The organism is Ruegeria sp. CL6 (assembly GCF_056536465.1).
Genome location: NZ_JBQFPR010000008.1, coordinates 36945 through 60702, shown reverse-complemented (window position 1 = coordinate 60702; position 23758 = coordinate 36945). Strand labels below are relative to the sequence as shown.

The 23758-nt window shown below is 59.5% G+C and carries 26 protein-coding genes; 15 read left to right on the top strand and 11 right to left on the bottom strand.

Translation table 11 applies throughout. From position 1 onward, the window contains the following. Positions 1 to 136: 136 nt before the first annotated feature. Both hpf and ACR0LH_RS18580 read left to right on the top strand, forming a co-directional pair. Positions 137 to 700, top strand: coding sequence for a ribosome hibernation-promoting factor, HPF/YfiA family (gene hpf / locus ACR0LH_RS18585; RefSeq protein ID WP_170388706.1), 564 nt, complete (start codon positions 137 to 139; stop codon positions 698 to 700). A 60-nt stretch (positions 701 to 760) separates the two neighbouring features. Next, entirely contained in the window at positions 761 to 1225 is a 465-nt protein-coding gene (locus ACR0LH_RS18580; RefSeq protein ID WP_170388707.1) for a PTS sugar transporter subunit IIA, read from the top strand. 64 nt (positions 1226 to 1289) lie between these two features. On the opposite strand, the gene dalA is transcribed toward ACR0LH_RS18580, so the two are convergent. Then, entirely contained in the window at positions 1290 to 1805 is a 516-nt protein-coding gene (gene dalA / locus ACR0LH_RS18575; RefSeq protein WP_170416258.1) for a divisome-associated lipoprotein DalA, read from the bottom strand. Between the two features lie 169 nt (positions 1806 to 1974). Here dalA and ACR0LH_RS18570 point away from each other — a divergent pair, with 169 nt between their 5' ends. Then, entirely contained in the window at positions 1975 to 2574 is a 600-nt protein-coding gene (locus ACR0LH_RS18570) for a L,D-transpeptidase (protein WP_170388709.1), read from the top strand. Positions 2575 to 2713: 139 nt separating this feature from the next. Next, positions 2714 to 2896: a hypothetical protein gene (locus tag ACR0LH_RS18565; protein WP_108861641.1), complete on the top strand. Its 183-nt coding sequence runs from the start codon at positions 2714 to 2716 to the stop codon at positions 2894 to 2896. Between the two features lie 74 nt (positions 2897 to 2970). On the opposite strand, the gene hemH is transcribed toward ACR0LH_RS18565, so the two are convergent. Further along, positions 2971 to 4020, bottom strand: a complete 1050-nt coding sequence (gene hemH / locus ACR0LH_RS18560) for a ferrochelatase (protein ID WP_480722024.1) — start codon at positions 4018 to 4020, stop codon at positions 2971 to 2973. 57 nt (positions 4021 to 4077) lie between these two features. Next, positions 4078 to 4908, bottom strand: coding sequence for a methyltransferase domain-containing protein (locus tag ACR0LH_RS18555; protein WP_480722022.1), 831 nt, complete (start codon positions 4906 to 4908; stop codon positions 4078 to 4080). Between the two features lie 40 nt (positions 4909 to 4948). Between ACR0LH_RS18555 and ACR0LH_RS18550 the strand changes: the two genes are divergently transcribed. Genes ACR0LH_RS18550 through ACR0LH_RS18535 form a run of 4 tightly spaced genes read left to right on the top strand, consistent with a single transcriptional unit; the run spans position 4949 to position 7235 of the window. Then, complete coding sequence (locus ACR0LH_RS18550) at positions 4949 to 5653, top strand: double zinc ribbon domain-containing protein (protein WP_480722021.1); 705 nt, start codon at positions 4949 to 4951, stop codon at positions 5651 to 5653. Between the two features lie 37 nt (positions 5654 to 5690). Then, positions 5691 to 5948 carry a glutaredoxin 3 gene (gene grxC / locus ACR0LH_RS18545; protein WP_170388712.1) on the top strand — a complete coding sequence of 86 codons (258 nt, stop codon included), beginning with the start codon at positions 5691 to 5693 and terminating at the stop codon, positions 5946 to 5948. Continuing rightward, positions 5948 to 6778: a carbon-nitrogen hydrolase family protein gene (locus tag ACR0LH_RS18540; RefSeq protein WP_480722020.1), complete on the top strand. Its 831-nt coding sequence runs from the start codon at positions 5948 to 5950 to the stop codon at positions 6776 to 6778. Before grxC ends, ACR0LH_RS18540 begins: the two co-directional genes overlap by 1 nt. Positions 6779 to 6794: 16 nt before the next feature. Beyond that, a complete protein-coding gene (locus tag ACR0LH_RS18535; protein ID WP_170353764.1) occupies positions 6795 to 7235 on the top strand; it encodes a MarR family winged helix-turn-helix transcriptional regulator in 441 nt (146 codons plus the stop codon). Positions 7236 to 7237: 2 nt separating this feature from the next. Here the strand turns inward: ACR0LH_RS18535 and ubiG are convergent, their stop codons facing one another. Next, a complete protein-coding gene (ubiG, locus tag ACR0LH_RS18530) occupies positions 7238 to 7984 on the bottom strand; it encodes a bifunctional 2-polyprenyl-6-hydroxyphenol methylase/3-demethylubiquinol 3-O-methyltransferase UbiG (protein ID WP_480722018.1) in 747 nt (248 codons plus the stop codon). Between the two features lie 48 nt (positions 7985 to 8032). Between ubiG and pip the strand changes: the two genes are divergently transcribed. The 6 genes from pip (at position 8033) to infB (ending at position 15313) form a co-directional block, all read left to right on the top strand. Further along, positions 8033 to 9010: a prolyl aminopeptidase gene (gene pip, locus ACR0LH_RS18525; RefSeq protein WP_170567550.1), complete on the top strand. Its 978-nt coding sequence runs from the start codon at positions 8033 to 8035 to the stop codon at positions 9008 to 9010. Then, positions 9007 to 9828, top strand: coding sequence for an ABC transporter substrate-binding protein (locus ACR0LH_RS18520; RefSeq protein WP_480722017.1), 822 nt, complete (start codon positions 9007 to 9009; stop codon positions 9826 to 9828). Before pip ends, ACR0LH_RS18520 begins: the two co-directional genes overlap by 4 nt. A 148-nt stretch (positions 9829 to 9976) precedes the next feature. Further along, positions 9977 to 10567, top strand: a complete 591-nt coding sequence (gene rimP, locus ACR0LH_RS18515) for a ribosome maturation factor RimP (RefSeq protein WP_170386826.1) — start codon at positions 9977 to 9979, stop codon at positions 10565 to 10567. Further along, entirely contained in the window at positions 10567 to 12183 is a 1617-nt protein-coding gene (nusA, locus tag ACR0LH_RS18510; protein WP_170388717.1) for a transcription termination factor NusA, read from the top strand. The genes rimP and nusA overlap by 1 nt, the downstream gene beginning before the upstream one ends. 23 nt (positions 12184 to 12206) lie before the next feature. Then, positions 12207 to 12830, top strand: a complete 624-nt coding sequence (locus tag ACR0LH_RS18505; protein ID WP_480722016.1) for an RNA-binding protein — start codon at positions 12207 to 12209, stop codon at positions 12828 to 12830. A gap of 8 nt (positions 12831 to 12838) precedes the next feature. Further along, positions 12839 to 15313 (top strand): translation initiation factor IF-2, encoded by a 2475-nt coding sequence (gene infB, locus ACR0LH_RS18500; RefSeq protein ID WP_480722014.1) that lies wholly within the window; start codon positions 12839 to 12841, stop codon positions 15311 to 15313. 60 nt (positions 15314 to 15373) lie between these two features. On the opposite strand, the gene ACR0LH_RS18495 is transcribed toward infB, so the two are convergent. The 5 genes from ACR0LH_RS18495 to ACR0LH_RS18475 form a co-directional block, all read right to left on the bottom strand. Further along, positions 15374 to 16201 (bottom strand): alpha/beta hydrolase, encoded by an 828-nt coding sequence (locus tag ACR0LH_RS18495; protein ID WP_480722012.1) that lies wholly within the window; start codon positions 16199 to 16201, stop codon positions 15374 to 15376. A gap of 3 nt (positions 16202 to 16204) precedes the next feature. Further along, complete coding sequence (locus ACR0LH_RS18490) at positions 16205 to 17086, bottom strand: tryptophan 2,3-dioxygenase (protein WP_480722011.1); 882 nt, start codon at positions 17084 to 17086, stop codon at positions 16205 to 16207. Positions 17087 to 17149: 63 nt separating this feature from the next. Next, positions 17150 to 18178: an L-threonine 3-dehydrogenase gene (tdh, locus tag ACR0LH_RS18485; RefSeq protein ID WP_170486179.1), complete on the bottom strand. Its 1029-nt coding sequence runs from the start codon at positions 18176 to 18178 to the stop codon at positions 17150 to 17152. 14 nt (positions 18179 to 18192) lie between these two features. Further along, a complete protein-coding gene (locus ACR0LH_RS18480; RefSeq protein ID WP_480722010.1) occupies positions 18193 to 19377 on the bottom strand; it encodes a glycine C-acetyltransferase in 1185 nt (394 codons plus the stop codon). A gap of 108 nt (positions 19378 to 19485) precedes the next feature. Continuing rightward, positions 19486 to 20049 carry an XRE family transcriptional regulator gene (locus tag ACR0LH_RS18475; protein WP_170617690.1) on the bottom strand — a complete coding sequence of 188 codons (564 nt, stop codon included), beginning with the start codon at positions 20047 to 20049 and terminating at the stop codon, positions 19486 to 19488. A 118-nt stretch (positions 20050 to 20167) separates the two neighbouring features. Between ACR0LH_RS18475 and ACR0LH_RS18470 the strand changes: the two genes are divergently transcribed. After that, entirely contained in the window at positions 20168 to 21343 is a 1176-nt protein-coding gene (locus tag ACR0LH_RS18470) for an acetyl-CoA C-acyltransferase family protein (protein WP_480722008.1), read from the top strand. Positions 21344 to 21438: 95 nt separating this feature from the next. Here ACR0LH_RS18470 and ubiB read toward each other — a convergent pair whose 3' ends face one another. Next, positions 21439 to 22968: a 2-polyprenylphenol 6-hydroxylase gene (gene ubiB, locus ACR0LH_RS18465; RefSeq protein ID WP_480722007.1), complete on the bottom strand. Its 1530-nt coding sequence runs from the start codon at positions 22966 to 22968 to the stop codon at positions 21439 to 21441. Beyond that, positions 22968 to 23720, bottom strand: a complete 753-nt coding sequence (gene ubiE, locus ACR0LH_RS18460) for a bifunctional demethylmenaquinone methyltransferase/2-methoxy-6-polyprenyl-1,4-benzoquinol methylase UbiE (protein WP_170416227.1) — start codon at positions 23718 to 23720, stop codon at positions 22968 to 22970. Before ubiE ends, ubiB begins: the two co-directional genes overlap by 1 nt. Between the last annotated feature and the right edge of the window lie 38 nt (positions 23721 to 23758).

The following is a 23758-nucleotide window of genomic DNA, read 5'->3' as shown; positions in this document are numbered from 1 at the left end:
TCTGGATCACGGTGCCCCTTCCCTGAAGGGCGCTCGGTTCGATTAATGCCCGAAGTGCCGATATCCACCACCCGATAAAAACAAGCACGCTGCGATTTGCGGCGTTAGAAAGGGTGTGAATTGTGAAGGAGATCACATGCGTTACCAAATCAGCGGAAAACAGATCGACATCGGTGAAGCACTTCAAACTCACGTGCAGACCGAGCTTGGCGACGTTGTTGGGAAATATGCTCAGCGACCCACTGACGCCAATGTTGTCTTTTCGCGTTCTGCGCATGAATATGTATGCGAAACCACGGTACATCTTTCCACCGGCCTGACGGCGCAAGCCAAAGCCCATGCAACGGAAATCTACGCAGCATTCGAGGCGTGTTGCGACAAGATGGAAACACAGTTGCGCCGGTATAAGCGCCGTCTCAAAGACCACCACAAGGATCGGGCTGAGCCGGTTGAACTCTTTGGGGCATCCTCTTATATCCTCGCCTCTGACGAATCGGATTCGGCGAGTGAGCCTGAGTCTCTGCAGCCGATGATCGTGGCTGAGATGGAAACCAAGATCCCATCGCTGAGTGTTGGTGAAGCCGTTATGCAGATGGAACTTGCCGGTGCCCCGGTGCTGGTGTTCCGGAATGAAAACAAGGACGGATTGAATGTCGTGTACCGTAGGGATGACGGTAATATTGGCTGGATTGATCCGTAACAGGCAAGAATAGCAAGGCAGGTCCCTGCATAGGCGGGGACATTGCCGTGGAGCATGATCATGGAGCTTTCGAGCATACTGAAGCCCGAGGCGGTGCGTGTTTTTTCCGCCGCTTCCAGCAAGAAGCGGCTGTTTCAGGAGATCGGCGATATTGCTGCGGGGACTTTGGGTCTGGACGCGCAGGTCGTTGTGGACAGCCTGCTGGAGCGCGAAAGCCTCGGGCCTACGGGTGTCGGCCATGGCGTGGCTCTGCCGCACGCGCGTCTCGCCGACGTCGAAGATGTGTCCGGCGCGTTTGTTCTGCTGGAAAAGCCGATTGATTTCGGGTCTGTCGATCGTCAGCCGGTAGACATCGCCTTCGCACTTTTCGCACCGGAAGAAGCTGGCGTCGATCACCTGAAAGCTCTTGCGCTGGTGTCGCGGACTTTGCGCGATACCTCGGTCTGCGCCAAGCTGCGTGCCAACCCTGATCCGGTCAAGCTATACGCAATATTGACCGAGGCCCAGTCCATGCAGGCGGCATAACCAACTGTCAGAAAAGAAAAAAGCCCCCGGATTCAGGGGGCTTTTGTTTTGGTGCGGTGGCCTGTTAGCCGCCCGCCCCCATTTCCAGCGTCCACCAGATTTTACCGCCATTTTCCTGATGCCAGGCAAAACCCATCTGAGTGGCCTTCGGGTCCATGATCACAGAGCGCGGACCCGGTTCCTGCATCCACGCGGCCAGTGTCTCGGTTTCGGTTTCGTAAGTCTCTGAGATCGCTTCGCCAAGGAAAGTTCCAAAATACCCAACGCGCGCGGCGCGGTCGATCGGCGACGAACCGTCTGATCCGAAATGCCACGGCCGGTTTTGGCGCGCCATGTCCTTGGAATGAGTCGCCGCAGCAGCGTTGAGCTGCGAATTCAACTGTACGGCCTGTAGTCCCGACGCCTGACGCAGCGCGTTCACCGAATCAAGCATACGGAACTGCAGCTTTTCGGGATTGCCGCGAATCTTGTAAACAGTGGGCAGAGGGCGGCCATCCGACCCGTATGTCGGGGTGCTGCTTGGGGTACACGCTGCCAGTGCAACGAGGCAAACGAACAATAAAGAAATAATACGCGTCATGACCGACCTGATGTTTATGGTGCTCTAGGGCATAGCGCGCCCGGCTGATTTCGGCAAACCTGCAAAAGCTGATTTTCGCGTGATTCTGCCGGTTTGATTTGCGAATGAGGTATTCTGGCAATAAAATGCCTCTGATTTTCATCTTTGGTTTAGCAAAGGACCGCCTGCGATGGTCAAGAAACTCATTACGCCTACGACACGCCGCGGATTTCTGGCCAGCGCTTCGGCATTTCTGGCCTCGCCCGCGATTGCTCAGTACATCCCCGGTGATCCGCTCCGCCCTGCGCCGGAACCAGAGCCAGAGGTCAGACGGAACATCTCGGGTTTTCGTGCGCTGGACTGGCAGCCCTATTTCTCCAACACGCGAAATGGCGCCATTCTGGTGGATACCGTCTCACGCGCGTTGCATTACTGGTCTGATGATCAGCGCATATACAAACTCTATCCGTCTTCGGTGCCGCTGACCGAAGAACTCACCCGCCGGGGCCGCACGAGCGTGATCCGCAAGGTCGAAGGACCAAGCTGGTCGCCGACGCCGTCCATGAAGAAAAGAAACCCAGAGTGGCCGGACTATATCCCTCCGGGGCCGGATAACCCGTTGGGAACCCACGCTTTGTACCTGAGCTGGAAGTATTATCGCATTCACGGCACGCACGACACGCGCAAAATAGGGCGCAGATCGTCCAACGGGTGCATTGGCCTGTTCAACGAAGATATCGCCGAGTTGTTTTCGATGGCCAAGGTCGGCACGCAAGTGTTGCTAATTTGACGACATTTTCGCAGCCGAACTTGATTAAAACGCAAGTTCCATTTGCATTCCAGTTGGATAGCTGGTTAGAAAAAAACACGAGGTAAGTCTTGGGTGTGCGGTTTCAATATTTGAAACCGTACGTATTCTGGAGGTTAATATGAAGAAACTCGTTCTCGCCGCTGCACTGACCGCTGCTGCATCGACCGCTTATGCTGGCAACCTGGAAGAGCCGGTTGTTGAAGCACCTGTTGTTGTCGAAGAAACTCAGGGTTCGTCGCAGGGCATCATCCTGCCGCTGGTCCTGCTGGTTGTGGTTGCCGCAGCTGTTGCAGCAAGCTAATTCGACGAGCGTAATACAAAGAAAAGGCGGTGGAGCTTTCCACCGCCTTTTTTTGTGCCTGATGGCTGGGGCGACTAGTCCAGCCAGCCTTTGAGATTGTCCTCGATCACCTTGCCCAGAGCCGCGATGTGCGAATCGTCATCGTTCAGGCAGGGGATGTAGGTAAAGCTTTCGCCACCGGCATCCTCAAAGCTTTCCTTGATCTCTTTGTTGATCTCTTCCAGCGTTTCGATGCAATCGGCGGAAAAGGCCGGGGCGATGACGGCAATATTCTTCTTACCCTGCCGCGCCAGCTCAGCCACATGCTCAACGGTGTAGGGTTTCAGCCATTCTTCCGGCCCGAACCGGGATTGGAAGGTCGAGACAAGCTGATCATCCTGCCATCCCAGCCGTTCTTTCAAAAGCCGGGTCGTTTTCGCGCATTGGCAGTGATACGGATCGCCCTGCTGCAAATAGCGTTCCGGCATCCCGTGGTAGGAACAGACCAGAATGTCCGGTTTGGTCTCCATCGTGGCATAGGCGGCTTCGACGGATCCGGCCAATGCGTCGATATAGGCGGGTTCGTCGAAATAGGCCGGGACGGTGCGTGACGCAGGCTGCCACGCTTCTTCCATCAGCGCGCGAAAGAACTGGTCGTTTGCCGTGGCGGTCGTCGCACCTGCGTATTGCGGGTAGAGCGGGAAGAACAGGATGCGGTCGCACCCTGCCGCCACCATCTCGCGTACTTTCGATTTGGTCGAGGGGTTGCCGTAGCGCATGCAGAACTCCACCATCACCTGATCGCCATAGCGTTCCTGCATCGCATCGCGCAGCTTGGCGGTTTGATCCTTGGTGATCGTCATCAGCGGGCTTTCGCCCTTGTCGTGGTTCCAGATCGACTTATACGCCTCGCCCGAGCTGAAAGGCCGTTTGGTCAGGATAATGCCTTGCAGGATCGGCTGCCATTTCCACTTGGGATAGTCGATGACGCGCTGATCCGACAGGAACTCGTTCAGATAACGGCGCATCGGCCAATAGCTGTAATCATCTGGCGTGCCCAGATTGGCCACAAGAATACCGACTCGGCCCATTTTGACCTTGGGATGGTCTGCGGGTGCGTGCGATGGGCGCGTGGCGTCAAACATGGATGTCTTCCTGAGCTTCTGGTGTTCCGGGCTGAGATAAATGGAATTGGCTCTGCGTCAATCGGGCAGTTTACCTTCCTTGGTTCCCAATGCGTCGGCAAGGCGTATTTGTGCTGACCCCGGGCGTAGAGGTTTTTGCTGACTTTCGTCCGGTGACCAGCCGGTCAGACAGATCAGTTCAAACGTCGCCTTGAGCCGGCCCGCACTTGTCGCGAAATGATCGGTGTAAATCTGTTGAGCCATTTCAAAAACGGACCGACGGGTCGGCTGTTTCATGCGATTCGCAAGGCTGTTGGTCTCACCCATCGCGCGCAAGTCATGCATCAGGTGCGGCAGGTCGCGGTATTCTGCGGTGAAACGAGCCGTATCTGCCACGGGAAGGGCAAAGCCCGCGCGTTGCAGCAATCCGCCCAGATCGCGCAGTTCTGCCATTGGCGAGATGCGGGGGCTGAGGCCGCCGGTCACCTCAATCTCGGCCTGCCCCAGCGCCGCGCGCAATTCGTGCAGGGTTTCACCGCCCAGGCAAATGACCAGCAACAGCCCGTCGGGATTCAGCGCACGACGGCATTGGATCAGTTGTCCAACCGGATCGTTTGCCCAATGCAGCGCCATTGCGTGCACGATCAGATCATGCGTGCCCGGTGTCAGCCGAAGAACATCATCATCGGTAACAATATGCGCTTTGGGCAGCACACCCTGCCAAATATGCGCAAAGGGCGTCACGATCGCCGGGGCAGTAAAGCTTTTGTTAACCATGGTGAGCCGATCCTGCACTTCGTCCACAGCGGCGCGGTGCAGAAATAGCGCTTCGTCGCGTGCGCGGACGCGATGCCTGGCAAGGGCAGGCTGGTCAAACAAAGAGGGTGCATTGGAGTCAGGCAGCTTCATAAGGCGCAATTATCGCATCTGGCCGCGGATTCAAACCGCCGTGCAGTTGATCTATCCGCCCCGCTGCATGGGGTGCGGAAACCTGACCGACTCGGACTTTGCCCTGTGCGGACGCTGCTGGAGCGACACGCCATTTGTCGGAGGTGTCGTCTGCGAAAGCTGTGGAGTTCCCCTGCCCGGAGAAGCAGATGGACACCGAATCGAATGTGACGATTGCATGCGGACACCCCGACCGTGGCGCGATGGGCGCGCGGCGCTTTTGTACGATGGTCGAGCGCGTTCCCTGATCCTGGGTCTGAAACATGGAGATCGGCCAGAGCTTGCGCGACCTGCCGCGCGTTGGATGGCTCGGGCCGGGCGTGATCTGTTTCGTGACGATATGCTGATTGCACCCGTGCCGTTGCATTGGTCGCGATTGCTGAAACGGCGATATAATCAATCCGCATTGCTGGCACAGCATCTCGGGCGGGAAACCGGGTTGGAAATTTGCCCTGACCTGCTGACTCGGCGGGTTCGCACCCCGGTTCTGGATGGGAAAACTGCGGTAGAACGCGCTCGGGTGTTGGAAAATGCAATCACCGCGCATCCAAAACGGGCCTGCAGGATGCAAGGGCGCGATATTTTGTTGGTGGACGACGTGATGACCTCGGGCGCGACATTGGCGGCCTGTGCGCGTGTCTGCCTTGCATCCGATGCAAATCATATTTTCGTGTTGACCCTAGCGCGCGTTGCCAAGGATACCTAATTCGCCCAAGAATACGCGAAACCCCAAGGGACGAATTATGAAACCGGTAGAAATTTACACTTCGCCGCTATGCGGCTTTTGCCACGCGGCCAAACGTCTGCTGAAACAGAAAGGCGTCGAATTCAGTGAGGTCGACGTGCTGATGCATCCCAAGCGCAAACCCGAAATGATCGAGCGCGCTGGCGGCAAACGCACTGTACCGCAGATATTTATCGGATCGCAGCATGTAGGCGGCTGCGACGATCTTTATGAGCTGGAGCGTCAGGGCAAACTGGACCGCCTGCTGGCAGCGTAATGAAGACTGCTCTGCTGCAGATCACCTCGTCGGACGATCCGGCCGAGAATCTGGAGATTGTGCGCGCCCTAATGACCGAGGCGGCGGAACGGGGCGCGCAGTTCATTCTCACGCCCGAGGTGACGAACTGCGTGTCGACCTCGACAACGCGGCAGCGCGAAGTTTTGCAGCATGAAGAAGAAGACCTGACGCTTGCCGGGCTGCGCAATCACGCGAAAGCGTTGAATGTGTGGCTGCTGATCGGCTCGCTGGCGATCAAAACCCACGACGCGGACGGTCGTTTTGCCAATCGCTCGTTCATGATCGACTCGCAAGGACAGATCGTGGCGCGGTACGACAAGATTCATATGTTTGACGTGCAGGTCACGGAATCCGAGTCCTTTCGGGAATCCAAGAATTACCGCCCCGGCGACCGGGCCGTGATTGCCGAGACAGAATTCGGCAAAGTTGGCCTGACCGTGTGTTATGATGTCCGCTTTCCTCATCTCTATGCAGCGCTGGCTCAGGCCGGTGCGCGTATCCTGACGGTTCCGGCGGCGTTTTCCCCGGTTACCGGGGCTGCGCACTGGGAATCGCTGTTGCGTGCCCGGGCGATTGAGAACGGCGCTTGGGTGCTGGCTCCGGCGCAAACCGGAGAACACCCCAAAACCCGTGGCAGAACGCGGTACACCTACGGTCACAGCATGGTCGTGGCCCCGTGGGGAGAGGTCGTCATCGACGCAGGCACCGATCCGGGCATTCACATTTTCGATCTGGATGATAGTTCTGTGACAGAGGCGCGCCGCCGCGTGCCCTCATTGACGCACCTGCGGGCTTTTGACGGCCCCTGATCCAGAGCCGGACCCAATGACGGACGACACCAATGCCCTTGCGGTCACGCTGTTCAGCGAGATCCTGACCGCCGACCAGCTATTGCGCAACCGGCTCAGCCGGGTGCTGCCCAAGGGCATGGAAATCTCACACTTCTCGGTGCTGAATCATCTGGTGTTCGTGGGGGATGAGCGGACGCCCGCACAACTGGCCAGCACTTTTCATGTCACGCGGGGGGCGATGACCAACACTTTGGCCAAGCTGGAATGGGCCGGATACATCCACATCCGACCCGACTGGGACGACGCCCGCCGCAAGATGGTCGCCATCAGCCCCGCTGGACGCCGCGCGCGCGATCAGGCGATTTCCTCGATTGCGCCGCTGATCAACCGCGTGGTCGGAGAGTTGGGTTTGGAGCGCGTCCGCAGCACGCTGCCCGTACTGCGGGATTTGCGGCTGCAGTTGGAGGGAGAGTAGCCTCACCCCGGCTTCACGCTCGCCGTCACGTAATTCACGCTCAGGTCTCGGTCTGAGATCGACCAGCTCCACAGCACCGGGTTGAACACAAATCCCTTCCGGTCCACGGGGTCCAACCCGGATTGGCGCAGCAGGTCGAACAGCTCATCGGGGGTGATGAACTTGTTCCACTCATGCGTGCCGCGTGGCAGCCAGCGCATGACGACCTCGGCCCCGAAGATGGCCATGGCATAGGATTTCGGGTTGCGGTTGATGGTCGAGCAGATCAGCAACCCGCCCGGTTTCAGCAGTTGTTGCGAGGCGGTCAGGAACCCCAACGGGTCGGCCACGTGTTCGACCACCTCCATGTTCAGCACCACGTCGAATTGTTCGCCCGCGGCGGCCATGGCCTCGGCTGTGGTGTGGCGGTAGTCGATGTCCAGCCCCGATTGCTCGGCATGGATGCGGGCGACGGGCAGATTGCCCTCGGCGGCGTCGGCCCCCACGACCGTCGCGCCCAATCGCGCCATCGGTTCGCTCAGCAGTCCGCCGCCGCAGCCGATATCCAGCAGGCGCAGGCCGTCGAACGGTTTTGCAGCCTTCAAATCACGGTCGAATTCGCCCGCGATCTGCTGTGTGATATAGTCCAGACGGCACGGATTCAGCATGTGCAGGGGTTTGAATTTCCCATGGGGGTCCCACCATTCCGCAGCCATCGCCTCGAATTTTGCGATCTCTGAGGGGTCCACCGTGTTCGGATGCGCTTGCATTCCTGTCTCCGTGTGCTCTTTTACGTTTAAAGACTATATAGGGCCCTAATGGATAAGTACCCGGACCAAAAGCGCGCAGTTCAATATCTGTACCCGCCGATTGACCCGTTCGATCAGCGCATGGTCGATGTGGGTGACGGGCATCGTATTTACATGGAACAATGCGGCAATCCCGACGGGTTGCCTGTTGTGGTTCTGCATGGCGGCCCGGGCGGAGGATGCAGCCCGGCCATGCGGCGTTATTTCGATCCGCGTGTATTCCGGGTGATTCTGTTTGATCAGCGCGGGTGTGGGCGGTCGCGGCCTCATGCCTCGGTGGTGGATAACACGACGTGGGATCTGGTGGACGACATCGAACGCCTGCGGACCCTGCTGGATATCGACGACTGGACGGTGTTTGGCGGTAGCTGGGGCGCGACCTTGGCGCTGGTCTATGCGCAGGCGCATCCCGATCGGGTGAACCGGCTGGTGCTGCGCGGCGTGTTTCTGGCGACGCAGGCCGAGCTGGACTGGTTCTATGGCGGCGGCGCGGGCAAGTTCTGGCCCGAACAATGGGCGAAGTTTACGGCCCTGCTGGCTGAGGACGAGCTGTCGGACACGATCGGCGCCTATCACAAACGCCTTTTCTCGGGTGATCGGGCGACGGAAATCCTGTATGCCCGCGCTTGGTCCAGTTGGGAGAACGCTCTGGCGTCCATACACTCGCACGGATCAACGGGCGAAAGCCCCGGCGAATATGCACGTGCGTTTGCGCGGCTTGAGAATCACTATTTTTCCCACGGTGCGTTTCTTGAAAAGGACGGGCAGATTCTGGACCAGATGGAGCGGATCGCCCATATCCCCGGGCATATCGTGCAGGGGCGCTATGACATGATCTGCCCGCCACAGGCCGCGTGGTCTTTGGCCGAACGCTGGCCAAATGCCGAGTTGAAGATGGTCCGGCAGGCCGGGCACGCCTTGTCCGAGCCGGGCATCAGCGCCGAACTGGTTCGTATCATGGACCGCGTAGCGGAGGGTGTGGCATGACCCGGCTCGACCGCCGTGCTCTGTTCGCTTCGGGTGCCGCTGCCGCATTGCTGGCGGCCACGGGCGCATCATTGGCCAATACGCCAAAAACCGGTGGAACGCTGCGGTTGGCCGTGCCTCGGGACGAAAGCCTTGAACAGGTGGCGCGTGGTGCTGTGTTCGACACGCTGACCGAGATTGCGCCGGATGGCACGTTGCGCCCCGAGTTGGCGACAGGCTGGAAAACCGATGCGGACGCGCGTGTCTGGCATTTCGATCTGCGCCCCGGTGTTCTGTTCCATGATGAGGATCCGTTGGACGTTACCGACGTTCTTGCTGTGCTGGAGCAGGTTGGGCGCGTTGAGGCCACCTCGCCCTCGTCCCTGCGGCTGGAGCTGGCAGACGCCAATCCGGGCCTGCCGTTTCTGCTGGCAGACAGTCGATTTGTCATTACGCGCAATGGTCAGGACGTAACGCCATTGCACGCGGCCAACGGCACCGGATGTTATCGAGTCGAACGCGCCGAAGATAGGCGTCATTTTTTGGGACGCAAAGTCGTGAGTCACTACAAAAGCGGTCAGGCGGGCTGGGTTGATGCGCTGGAGGTCATCGTGATCCCCGACTCGTGCGTCCGGGCTGAGGCTTTGCGAGACGGCTATGTGGACGTTGCCGCATTGCCCGCACAGGACGATCTGCGGGGGCAACGCGGTTTGCGCTTTTTCCCAAGTGAGACGGATATGGCGCTGGCCGTGGCCGCTCGTGTCGGAATGCCGGGCCAGGTCGGACAAGCGCGTGCGCTGGACGATGGGCGCATCGCCGAACGGTGGTGGCTGGCTTAATTCCTGCTGGGGGTTGCAGACTCGGGAAACCCTGCGTATATGCATCTCCAACAGCGGCGCGTTGGACTTCTGGTTCAAAGCTCCACCGGAAAATTCGACGGGCCGCGCGCCCGTTTTTTTGTGCCCGGATGAAGGGTAGAGAACCTAAATGACAAACGACCTGATAGCCAAGGCAGCCATTGACCGGCGACTGGCCGAGATCATCACCCCCGTGATCGAGGATCTGGGGTATGAGCTGGTCCGCATTCGCCTGATGAGCGGCAAGCAGACCACGCTGCAGATCATGGCAGACAAGCCCGATGGCGGCATCGAAGTGGATGACTGCGCCGAGATTTCCAACGCGGTCAGCGCAACGCTGGATGTCGAGGATCCGATCCTTGACGCCTATACGCTTGAGGTTTCCAGCCCCGGCATCGACCGCCCTCTGACCCGTCTCAAGGACTTCGAGACCTTTGAAGGGTATGAGGCCAAGATCGAGACCGCCGAACTGATCGACGGTCGCCGCCGCTTTAAGGGTGAGCTGGCGGGGATCGAAGGGGACGAGGTTCTGATCAACATCCCCGAAGGGTCCGAGACGATCACCATCGGTCTGCAATTCGATTGGCTGAGCGATGCCAAGCTGGTTCTGACCGACGACCTGATCAAGGAAATGCTGCGCCAGCGTAAAGACGCCGGTGCCCTGAACGAAAACGCTTTCGACGAGATTGAGACCGAAGGGTCCGAAGAGGAGACGAACTGATGGCAATCACCTCAGCCAACCAGCTGGAGCTGCTGCAGACCGCCGAGGCCGTGGCCCGCGAAAAGATGATCGACCCCGGTCTGGTTGTCGAAGCGATGGAAGAATCGCTCGCCCGTGCCGCCAAGAGCCGCTACGGGGCCGAGATGGACATTCGTGTCTCCATCGACCGCAAGACCGGCAAGGCGACCTTTACTCGCGTGCGCACCGTGGTCGAGGATGAGGAACTTGAGAACTATCAAGCCGAGTTCACCGTCGAACAAGCCAAGCAGTATATGGAAAACCCCGAGGTCGGTGACGTCTTCGTTGAAGAAGTCCCGCCGGTTGAAATGGGTCGTATTGCTGCACAATCGGCCAAGCAGGTGATCTTGCAGAAGGTCCGCGAGGCCGAGCGTGATCGTCAGTACGAAGAATTCAAGGATCGCGCAGGCACCATCATCAACGGTGCGGTCAAGCGCGAGGAATTCGGCAATGTCATCGTCGATCTGGGCGGTGCCGAGGCCGTTCTGCGTCGCAATGACAAGATCGGCCGCGAAAGCTATCGCCCGAATGACCGTGTGCGTGCGTATATCAAAGAGGTTCGCCGCGAAGTTCGTGGTCACCAGATTTTCCTGTCGCGCACCGCGCCGGAATTCATGGCTGAGCTGTTCAAGATGGAAGTGCCGGAAATCTATGACGGCATCATCGAGGTCAAGGCTGTGGCCCGCGACCCCGGTTCGCGCGCTAAGATCGCTGTAATCTCGTATGACGGCTCGATTGATCCGGTCGGTGCCTGTGTTGGTATGCGCGGCAGCCGCGTGCAGGCCGTTGTGAACGAGCTGCAGGGCGAGAAAATCGACATCATCCCGTGGAACGAAGATCAGCCGACCTTCCTTGTGAACGCCTTGCAACCTGCCGAGGTTTCCAAGGTGGTTTTGGACGAAGAAGCTGGCAAGATCGAAGTGGTTGTGCCCGAGGAGCAGTTGAGCCTCGCCATCGGTCGCCGCGGTCAGAACGTGCGTCTGGCCAGCCAGCTGACCGGTCTGGACATCGACATCATGACCGAAGCCGAAGAATCGGCGCGTCGTCAGAAAGAATTTGAAGCCCGCACCCAGCTGTTCATGGACAGCTTGGATCTGGACGAATTCTTTGCACAGCTGCTGGTGTCCGAAGGATTCACCAACCTCGAAGAAGTCGCCTATGTCGAGATCGACGAGCTGCTGGTGATCGACGGTGTTGACGAAGGCACTGCGCAAGAGTTGCAAACCCGTGCGCGTGAATTCCTGGAAGCACAGGCCAAGGCTGCGCTGGATAGCGCCCGTGCCCTGGGTGCCGAGGACAGCCTTATTGAATTTGAGGGTCTGACACCCCAGATGGTAGAGGCGCTGGCCAAGGATGACGTGAAGACTCTGGAAGACTTCGCCACCTGCGCCGACTGGGAACTGGCCGGTGGCTGGACCACGGTCGACGGCGAGCGCATCAAGGATGACGGTGTGCTTGAGCCTTTCGGCGTGTCTCTGGAAGAGGCGCAGGATCTGGTCATGACCGCCCGCATCATGTTGGGCTGGGTTGATCCGGCAGAACTTGAGCAGGCCGAAGAAGAGATCGAAGGCGAAACTGATGAGGAGGCCGAGGCCTGATCTCAGGGCCTCGGGAGACTTGAATGGGTCGCGGTGGCGTCCATAAGGATCGGTCGGACGGACCCGAACGCAAGTGCATCGCCACGGGCGAGGTTCAGCCCAAATACGGGCTGATCCGCTTTGTGATGGGGCCGGACGGTCAGGTCTTTCCCGATGTTGCGGCGAAATTGCCGGGGCGCGGGGTCTATGTGGCGGCGGATCGGGTCGCGCTGGACAAGGCCGTTGGCAAAAAGCTGTTCTCGCGCGGGTTCAAGGCGCAGGTAACGGCGCAGGCGGACCTGGCCGATGAGGTCGAAAAGCAAGTCGCGCGGCGGGTGATCGAGCTGATCAGTCTGGCGCGCAAATCCGGCGACGCGGTCGCGGGATATGAAAAGGTCAAGACGTGGCTGGACCGGGAAGAGGCTCAGGTGCTGATTCAGGCCTCTGATGGATCGGGGCGCGGCAAGTCGAAACTCAGCACGCCGCACTTCGGAAAATACATCGGTTGGCTGACTGCAGATGAGTTGGGGGCGGCATTTGGGCGCCAAACCGTGATTCATGCGGCGCTGGCCTCTGGCGGACTCGCCAAACGTGTTGTAGAGGAAGCGCAGCGCCTGCGTGGCTTGCGCGAAACGGATGACGGCGGCAAGGGCCGCTCGGAAGGGTAAGAAGCTTTATGAGCGATAGTGACGGCAAAAAGACATTGGGTCTTCGTGGCGGGGCACGCCCCGGAAATGTGAAACAAAGTTTCAGCCACGGACGCACCAAGAATGTCGTGGTGGAAACCAAACGCAAACGCGTGGTGGTCCCCAAGCCGGGTGCCGGAAAGCCGGGTGGCGGTGCAACGCCTTCGGGTGATCCATCGCGTCGCCCTGCCGGGATTTCCGACGCGGAAATGGCACGCCGGATGAAGGCGCTGCAGGCAGCCAAGGCACGTGAGGCCGAAGAAGCCGCTGCCCGTGAAGCACAGGAAAAGGCGCGTGAAGAAGAACGCGCCCGCCGCCGTGCCGAGCAGGAAGCCAAGGAACGCGAACAGCGTGAGGCCGAAGAACGCGCCCGCGCCAAGGCCGAGGCTGAAGAACGCAAGCGCAAAGAGGCTGAAGAAGCTGCCAAACGCGCTGCTGCTGCCCCCGCGCCCGAAGAACCCAAAGCCGCGCGCAGCCCGGCCAGCAAGCCCGCGCCTGCTGCCGCTCCGCGCAAGCAGGACCGCGAACGCGAACAGCGCGGTCGCGGCAAGGGTCGTGATGACAACCGCCGCTCTGGCAAGCTGACACTGGGTCAGGCCACAGGTGGTGAAGGCAACCGTCAACGCTCGATGGCGTCGATGAAGCGCAAGCAGGAGCGTGCGCGCCAGAAAGCCATGGGTGCACCGGTCGAGCGGGAAAAGGTGATCCGCGACGTACAGTTGCCCGAGGCGATCGTGGTCTCGGAACTGGCCAACCGTATGGCCGAGCGTGTGGCAGATGTTGTCAAATCGCTGATGCAGATGGGCATGATGGTCACGCAGAACCAGACCATCGACGCCGACACTGCCGAGCTGATCATCGAAGAATTTGGCCACAAGGTCACCCGTGTCTCTGATTCGGATGTTGAAGACGTCATCAAAGAGGTCGAAGACAGCGATGACGATCTGCAGCCGCGTCCGCCGGTCATCACCATCATGGGTCACGTTGACCACGGTAAAACCTCGCTGCTGGACGCGATTCGTGACGCACGTGTTGTCGCGGGTGAGGCCGGGGGCATCACGCAGCATATCGGTGCCTATCAGGTGAAAACCGATGGCGGCACCACGCTGACCTTCCTGGATACACCGGGCCACGCGGCCTTTACCTCGATGCGTTCGCGCGGGGCTCAGGTCACGGATATCGTGGTTCTGGTTGTGGCCGCTGACGACGCGGTGATGCCGCAGACGATCGAAGCCATCAACCACGCCAAAGCCGCCGAAGTGCCGATGATCGTGGCGATCAACAAGATCGACAAGCCCGAAGCCAACCCCGACAAGGTGCGCACCGACCTGCTGCAGCATGAGGTGATCGTCGAGAAGATGTCGGGTGAGGTTCAGGACGTTGAGGTCTCGGCCGTCACTGGTCAGGGTCTGGACGAACTGCTGGAAGCCATCGCGCTGCAGGCCGAGATTCTGGAACTGAAAGCCAACCCCGACCGCGCCGCCCAAGGTGCTGTGATCGAGGCGCAGCTGGATGTGGGCCGCGGGCCCGTGGCCACCGTTCTGGTTCAGAACGGCACGCTGCGCCAGGGTGATATCTTCGTTGTGGGTGAGCAATACGGTAAGGTCCGAGCGCTGATCAACGACAAGGGCGACCGCGTCAAAGAGGCTGGACCCTCGGTTCCGGTCGAGGTTCTGGGTCTGAATGGCACGCCCGAAGCGGGTGACGTTCTGAACGTGACCGAGACCGAAGCGCAAGCCCGTGAGATCGCCGCCTATCGTGAGCAAGCCGCCAAGGATAAACGCGCCGCCGCCGGTGCCGCGACCACCCTTGAGCAGTTGATGCAGAAGGCCAAGGAAGACGAGAACGTGGCCGAGCTGCCAATCCTCGTCAAAGCCGACGTGCAGGGGTCTGCCGAAGCTATCGTTCAGGCGATGGAAAAGATTGGCAACGACGAAGTACGCGTGCGTGTTCTGCACTCGGGCGTGGGCGCGATCACCGAGACCGATATCGGCCTTGCCGAAGCCTCGGGCGCGCCGGTCATGGGCTTTAACGTCCGTGCCAACGCATCGGCGCGGAACACCGCGAACCAGAAGGGTGTCGAGATCCGCTATTACTCGGTGATCTATGACCTCGTGGATGACGTGAAAGCCGCCGCATCCGGCCTGCTGAGCGCCGAGATCCGCGAAAAGTTCATCGGTTACGCCGAGATCCGCGAAGTCTTTAAGGTCACAGGCGTCGGCAAGGTTGCGGGCTGTCTGGTCACCGAAGGCGTGGCGCGTCGTTCCGCAGGTGTTCGCCTGCTGCGCGACAACGTGGTGATCCACGAAGGCACGCTGAAGACGCTGAAGCGCTTCAAAGACGAAGTGGCCGAGGTTCAATCGGGTCAGGAATGCGGTATGGCGTTCGAGAACTACGACGATATCCGCGCAGGCGACGTGATCGAAATCTTCGAGCGCGAGGAAGTCACCCGCACGCTGGATTGATCCGGTATTGCATTGAATCAGAAAACGGCGGCCCTTTGGGTCGCCGTTTTTCATTGAGGGCTAATGCCCGGCGGGAAAGAACGTCCCGGGGTGCATGACGATGTCGAAATGATGCGCCCCCTTCTGCAGATCGAAGCTGACGGAGTGTCCGCCCTTGCGCAACAACTCCGCGTAGTCGCGGCTTTGGCGGATGAACTCGGGCGTGTCGCGCTCACCCACGGTCACGCGATAGCGCGGGCCGGGGGCGGGCAGATGCAGGATCGGCGACAGGTCGTGCACTTCGACCGGGGTCAGTTGCAGCGGATCGTTCACTGGCGTCAGGCTGATCGGTTCCATATCAAATATCCCGCTGATCAGGATGACGTCTCGAACACGCAGCCCCGCACAGGCCAACGCATCCGCCGAAGTCGCCATGACCATACTGGCCAGATGCCCCCCCGCGCTGTGCCCGGACAGCGTAATGCGCGACGGATCAAAACCAAGCTCGGACGCCTGAGACGCGAGCCAGAGCAAAGCGTTTCGGCACTCGGCGATCATGTCGCCAATCCGCGCGTCCGGCGCGAGCGTGTAGTTCAGGGTCGCGAAAGAGTGTTCGGCCTCGATCATCGCCGGGGCCATCATCGCAGATTCGCGCTGACTGATGGCCTGCCAGTAACCGCCGTGAATGAACACATGCAGCGGTGCGCCAGCCCCTTTCGCCGGAAAGAAATCAAGAACCTGCGTCGGGCTGTCACCGTATGAGAGGTTCTCATGGCATTCCATCCGCGTCCGGTTCTGCGCGCTGAGCGCGGCCCAGCTTTGGACATAGGGCGTAAGATCGCCGCCGATCATCGACCGGGGAGAGTATTCCTGATCCAGTTCTTCCTGGGTGAAACCTCGGTACAGCATTATCTACTCCTGCTCGGAATACATCAGTTCGGTTCGCAGATCGTAAAGATCATGAAAAAACCGTAAATCCAAGGCTTTGCGCAGGAACGACACGCCGCTGGAGCCTCCGGTGCCGGGTTGGTTGCCGATCACTCGCTCCACCGCCGTGACGTGATCGAACCGCCAGCGCTGGAACAGCGATTCCACGTCCATCAGTTTCTCGGCCAGGGCATAGAGATCCCAATACCTGTCTGTGTCGCGATAAACCTGCGCCCAGACTTTCACCACGCGCGCATCGCCGGAATAGGGCTGCGCAAAGTCCCGTTCCAACAGGTCTTGCGGTACGTCGAACCCCTGACGCGCCAGCATGAACAGCACCTCGTCATAGAGCGACGGCTTTGTCAGCGCGGCGTTCAGCATCTCCATGACCTTTGGGTCATGTTCATGAACTTTCAGAGTCGAGGCATCCTTGTTGCCCAGAATGAATTCGACTTGGCGGTAGCCATAGCTTTGGAACCCCGACGAGCTGCCCAGAGCCTGCCGAAAGGTCATGTAGTCGGCGGGTGTCATGGTCAGCAATGTTTCCCACGCCGCTATCACCTGCCGCTGGATCGCTTTCACCCGGTCGAGGTTCTTCATTGCCGGGCCGAAGTCGTCCTGTTGCAGAAACCGCCGCACCTCGACCAGTTGGTGGTGCATCAGCTTCAGCCACAACTCACTGACCTGATGGATGATAATGAACAGCATCTCATCGGGTTGAGCAGGGTCCTGAAAGGTTTTCTGCAGGTTCAGAAGGGTATTGAGCTGCAGGAAATCGCCGTAGCTCTTGCGATGCGTTTCGGCAAAATCGGTAACCAGCGAGTCTTCGATACCTCGCTCTAGAAACCTGCCGTCCTTGTCACCCATTTGCCCCTCCAAACGCCTGAGTCTGACCCTGTTTAGGGACTAAACCCGCTCAGTTCCAGAGCGTTAGGTCCAATCCAGAACAACCTTTCCTGACAGGCCGGATTTCATCGCGGTAAATCCTTTGGCGAATTCGTCAACGCCAAACCGATGCGTAATGACCCTGGAAACATCCAGCCCGTTTTGCAGCATTGCGATCATCTTGTACCACGTCTCGAACATTTCGCGGCCATAGACCCCCTTGATGGTGATGGCTTTGAACACGATGCGGGACCAGTCAACCGGAGATTTCCCCGGGGGAATTCCCAGCAAGGCAATCTTGCCACCCATGACCAGAGCTTCAACCATCTGGTCCAGCGCGGCCTGCGAGCCGGACATCTCCAACCCGACGTCGAACCCTTCTTTCATACCGAGTTCCGCTGTCACGTCCTGCAAGTCTTCCTTGCTGACATCGACAGGCCGTACCGTCGGCACGACATATTCGGCCAGTTTCAGGCGGTCGGGGTTAATGTCGGTGACAACGACATGTCGTGCCCCCGCATGGCGAGCGACCGCCGCAGCCATAATGCCGATGGGACCAGCGCCCGTGATCAATACGTCCTCCCCCAGCAGGTCAAAGCTGAGTGCGGTGTGCACGGCGTTGCCCAGCGGATCGAGGATGGCCCCGATCTCGTCCGGGACATCATCGGGCAGGGGGACAACGTTGAAGGCGGGCAATTTCAGATATTCGGCAAACGCGCCCTGTTCATTCACCCCGATCCCGCGCGTGCCGGGGTCCAGATGGAACTTACCGGCGCGGCTCTGACGGCTGTCGGTGGTGATCAGATGACCTTCGCCCGAGCAGCGCTGACCAACTTTCAACCCGGTCACATTGCGCCCCAGCTCGACAATTTCTCCGGCAAATTCATGGCCGGTGATCATGGGCACCGGAACAGTATGCGAGGCCCATTCATCCCAATTCCAGATGTGAATGTCGGTCCCGCAGATGCCGGTCTTGTGAATACGGATCAAAACCTCATCCGGGCCGATTTCCGGCACCGGAGCCCGTACCATCCAAAGACCTTCCTCGGGTCGGGACTTTTCAAGCGCCTTCATCGTATTGGGTCGCATCAGATCACTCCCAGCTCTTTGCCAACCTTGCCAAAAGCCGCCAGAGCGCGATCCAGTTCTTCCCGTGTTAGGGCCGCATTCATCTGCGTTCTGATCCGTGCTTGACCACGCGGGACGACCGGGAAGAAAAAGCCCGAGACGTAAACGCCCTCATCAAACAGCCGTGCAGCCATTTCCTGCGCCAGCGTCGCCTCGCCCAGCATCACTGGGATGATCGGGTGTTCGCCGGGAAGAAGGTCGAAGCCCAACTTCTCTAACCCTGCACGCCAGTATTTTGCGTTTCCGAACAGTTGGGCGCGCAGCATGCCCCCTTCTTCGACCAGACGGATCGCTTCGAGACCGGCGGCAACGATGGAAGGCGGCAGCGAGTTCGAGAACAGATAGGGCCGCGCCCGCTGCCGCAGCAGGTCGATCACTGGCTGCGGCCCAGCGATATAACCGCCGATTGCCCCCCCAAGTGCCTTGCCCAAAGTTCCCGTCAGAATATCCACATCCACGCCGAAATGATCCGGCGTACCTGCCCCGTTCGGTCCCATGAAGCCGGTGGCATGGCAGTCATCGACCATGACAATGGCGTCGTATTTGTCAGCCAGTTCGCGGATTTTCGGCAGGTTCGCCAGATATCCATCCATCGAGAACACGCCATCGGTTGCGATCATGATATGCCGCGCCCCGTCCTCGCGTGCCTGTTTCAGCCAGGCTTCAAGGTCGGCCATGTCGTTGTTTAGATACCGGTAACGCTTGGCCTTGCACAGCCGCACCCCGTCGATGATCGAAGCGTGGTTCAAGCTGTCCGAGATAATGGCGTCCTCTGGCCCTAATAAGGGTTCAAACAGTCCTCCGTTGGCATCGAAGCAGGCCGCAAACAGGATTGCGTCGTCCTTGTTCAGAAACTGCGCCAGCCTTTGTTCCAACTCGCGGTGTATGTCCTGTGTGCCACAGATGAAACGCACAGAGGCCATGCCAAAGCCCTTGGGTTCCATCGCGTCCTTGGCCGCTTTGATCAGCGCCGGGTGATCGGCTAGACCCAGATAGTTGTTGGCGCACAGGTTTATGACCTGTTTGCCGCCTACCGTGATCTCTCCGCCCTGCGGCGAGGTGATCATGCGCTCGCGCTTATACAGACCTTCCGCTTCGATCTGCGCGAGGGTGTCCGTGATGTGGGACAGGAACGTATCAGCCATGGCGATCTCCTTGCTCTGAGTCGCGTGTCTAACATAGCGGAATAAATTCCCAAATAGGGGATTTTCAAAATGACGGAAAAAATTCCGTGAAGGCGGATTTTTGCCGGCTCAAGCGTTTTTGACGATCAGAAAAACCCTTGCAGCGCCTTCGGCCGTGATCGAATGGGCAACGTCAGCGGCGTATCGCGCCGTATCACCCTGTTTCAGATCGCGGATGGCGGAACCGGATGTCACGCGAACAGAGCCTTCGAGCACGGTCAGTTGTTCACGCGCCCCCCGCGCGTGGGGTGGGCTGGTCAATCCGCCGTTTTGCTCAAAGTGGATGTCATAGACTTCGTGACCGCCTGCTTCCTCGGGCGGGGAAAGAATCCGAATTCGGCAGTTCTGGCCCATATTGTCGATGCTGGGCACTTCCGCGCTGCGCAGAACCTCGATCTGATCGGCGCTGTCGGCTTCCTCTAGAAGACCTGCAAAATCCACTTGAAGGGCACGTGTCAGGTTCCACAGGGTCGAGATGGTGGGGCTGCTTTCGCCCCGCTCGATCTGGCTGACCATGGACCGGGACACACCGCTGAGATTGGCCACGGCTTCGAGGGACAGCCCCTTGGCGCGGCGCGCTTCTTTCAGGCGCGCGGGCAGGCGTGTCAGGATATCGTCTGATTTTTCCGTCATGACGGAATCTCATGCGCCTTTCGGGATGTGATGTCAATTCCGCTTGTGACGGTACGTCCCATGGGACAGCTTAACCTGACGAATGCATAGTGCCGCCAAATCCAAGAGGAGAAGAGACATGAAAGATATCGTCATTCTTGATGGCGCCCGCACTGGGGTTGGAACCTTTGGCGGGGCATTGGCCTCGACCGCGCCGATTGATCTGGCGACTGTTGTGACCGAGGCCGCGATGGAGAAATCCGGGGTTGAGGCCGCGCAGATCGGCAACGTGGTTTTCGGGCACGTGATCAACACCGAACCGCGCGATATGTACCTGTCTCGTGCCGCCGCAAAACAAGCGGGTATTCCGGTTGAAACACCTGCGATGAACGTGAACCGTCTGTGCGGGTCCGGTGCCCAGGCGATTGTGTCGGCAGTGCAGTCGCTGATGCTGGGGGATGCAGAATTTGCCGTCGCTGGTGGTGCCGAGAGCATGTCGCGCAGCCCGTACATCGTTCCGCAGGCGCGTTGGGGCGCGAAAATGGGCGACGTCACATCGCTGGACATGATGCTGGGCGCGCTGAACTGCCCCTTTGGAACCGGGCACATGGGTGTTACGGCCGAAAACGTCGCCGACGAACATCAGGTGACGCGCGAACAGATGGATGAATTCGCCCTGACCAGCCAGACTCGTGCTGCTGCTGCGATTGAGGCTGGGTATTTCCAAAGCCAGATCACGCCGGTTCAGGTCAAGGTCAAGCGCGACATGGTGGATTTTATGGTCGACGAACACCCGAAGCAGACCTCGGCAGAGGCGCTTGCAGGGTTGCGTCCGGCGTTCAAGAAAGATGGCCGTGTCACGGCGGGGAATGCCTCGGGCATCAATGACGGTGCGGCCGCGATGGTTCTGGCGACGGCGGACGCGGCTGAGAAAGCGGGCCTGAAGCCGAAAGCGCGGATTCTGGGCTATGGCCACGCGGGTGTGCGGCCCGAAGTGATGGGCATCGGTCCGGTGCCTGCGGTACAGAACCTGTTGGCGCGCACTGGTTTGACGGTTGAGGATTTCGACGTGATCGAAAGCAACGAAGCCTTCGCGTCGCAGGCAATCGCCGTCAATAACAAACTGGGGCTGGACACCGCCAAGGTCAACCCGAATGGCGGCGCGATTGCGTTGGGTCACCCCGTGGGGGCGACCGGTGCGATCATCACGCTGAAAGCACTGTATGAGCTGGAGCGGATCGGTGGGTCCAAAGGTCTGGTGACGATGTGCATCGGCGGCGGTCAGGGGATCGCCATTGCCTTTGAGCTGCTCTGATTTGAGATGTTGCTGGGGGGCTGTCTGCCCCCCATCGCGCCGTGGCGCGATTCCCCCCGAGGATATTTTTGGCCAGATGAAGGGACGGATCGTTTTTAGCTGAGCGCCGTCACGATCAGAACAAGGGCTGCGCCTGCGACTGCGCCGATGGTTGCGGGGAGCGCCGTTGACCAGAAGCGGGTGTTTTTGGGCTCGTCCTTCTGGGTTTGTGCGATCAGCGCGTTTTCCACCAGAGCGGGCAGGCGAGGGCCGAAGCGGGCCAGAACCATGGCCGTTTTTCCGAAATCGCGCACAGCCGCGCGCGGGCCGATGGATTGCTTGATGTAATCTTCGACCACAGGGCGGGCGACTTCCCAGATGTTGATATGTGGGTCCAGCGAGCGTGCAACCCCTTCGACCACAACCATTGTGCGTTGCAGCAAGATCAGCTCGGTCCGGGTTTCCATGCCGAAGCGTTCGGTAACTTCAAACAGGTAATTCAGCAGGCGGCCCATTGAGATATGGGTGGCGTCCATCCCGAAGATCGGTTCACCCACAGCGCGCAGGGCGCGGGCGAATTCGTCAACGTCCTGATTGGCGGGGACGTAGCCGGCCTCGAAATGGACCTCGGCCACGCGTTTGTAGTCGCGGCGGATGAAGCCAAAGAGGATTTCTGCATAGACCCGGCGGGTGTATTCATCGATATGGCCCATGATGCCATAGTCATAGGCGATGATATCGCCATTGGCGGCGACCTTGAGGTTGCCCTGGTGCATATCGGCGTGGAAATAGCCGTCGCGCAGGGCGTGCATGAGGAACAGCCGCAGGACACGTTCACCCAGATCGCGGCGATTGTGATTGGCGGCATCCAGCGCGTCATTGTCGCCCAGCGGGATGCCGTCGGCCCAACTGAGGGTCATGACGCGGCGAGCCGATAGGGACCAAACCACCGGGGGCAGCCAGAAGCCGGTGTCGTTCTTGGTGTTGGCGGCATATTCCGAGGCGGCGGCACTTTCGAGACGCAGATCCAGCTCACCGCGCACGACGCCGTCGAAATGTTCGATTACTTCCATCGGGCGCAGTCTCCGCGCGCCGGGGGCAAATAGCTGCACGATACGCGCGGCGAAGTAGAAGGCGTCGACATCCTTGCGGAAGGCGCGCTCGATTCCGGGGCGCAGGACTTTGACGGCGACATCCTCGCCCGTGCTGGACAGTTTCGCCTTGTGGACTTGAGCGATCGACGCCGCGGCGATCGGTTCACTGAACTCGTCGAATATGTCGGCCACGGGTTGGCCAAGTTCTTTTTCGACCTCGGCCATAGCCTCGGCCTTGGAAAAGGGGGGCAGCTTGTCCTGCAGGACGCGCAGTTGTTCTGCCAGTTCGTTGCCCACGACATCGGGCCGCGTCGAGAGAACCTGACCAAACTTGATATAGGCCGGACCCAGTGCCGTGAGTGCTCGGGTGGCGGGGGGCATCGACGGGTCGCCCTTGTACCCTAGCCATTGGAACGGTTTCCCCAAGGTATGAGCGAGGACGCGCAGCGCTTTTGGTGCCTCGAATGCGTCAAGCACCACGTTCATGGCGCCTGTGCGCTCGAATGTGGCGCCTGTACGGATCAGGCGGATGATATTGTGTGGACCGCGCATCAGATTTTCCAGCCGGAATGCAAGGCGGCGATGCCCATACTCAGATTGCGGTACTTGGCGTTATCAAACCCGGCGGCGCGGACCATACCGAGGAAGGTTTCCTGATCGGGGAATTTGCGGATCGATTCCACCAGATACTGATAGCTGTCATAGTCATTGGCGATCAGCTTGCCCATGCGTGGGATGACGTTGAAACTGTAGAGATCATAGAGCTTTTGCAGCCCGTCATTGGGCAACTGGCTGAATTCCAGCACCATCAGGCGGCCGCCGGGCTTCAGCACGCGGTAAGCTTCGTTCAGCGCCTCTTGCGGGCGGGTCACGTTTCGGATGCCGAACGAGATTGTGTAGACGTCGAACGTGTTGTCCTCGAAGGGCAGGGACATGGCGTCGCCGACGACCCAGTTCAGGCTGTCCGACATCTGATCGGCTTCGGCGCGTTGGCGGCCCTCGACCAGCATCGGCTCGGTCAGGTCCAGAACGGTGGCGTGACCATGGCCCGCGCGTTTGAGGAAGCGGAAGGAAATGTCTCCGGTCCCGCCTGCCACGTCCAGCAGTCGCTGACCGGGGCGCGGGGCCAGCCAGTCCATCATTGCGTCTTTCCAGACTCGGTGGATGCCCATCGACATGACATCGTTCATCACGTCATATTTCGAGGCGACCGAGTTGAACACACCCTGCACGCGCCCGGCCTTTTCAGCCTCGCGCACGGTTTCAAACCCGAAATGAGTGGTCTTGTCGTTGCTGTCGGACATTTGCCTTGCCGTTTGTCGAATTTCGTCTCTGTTATAGG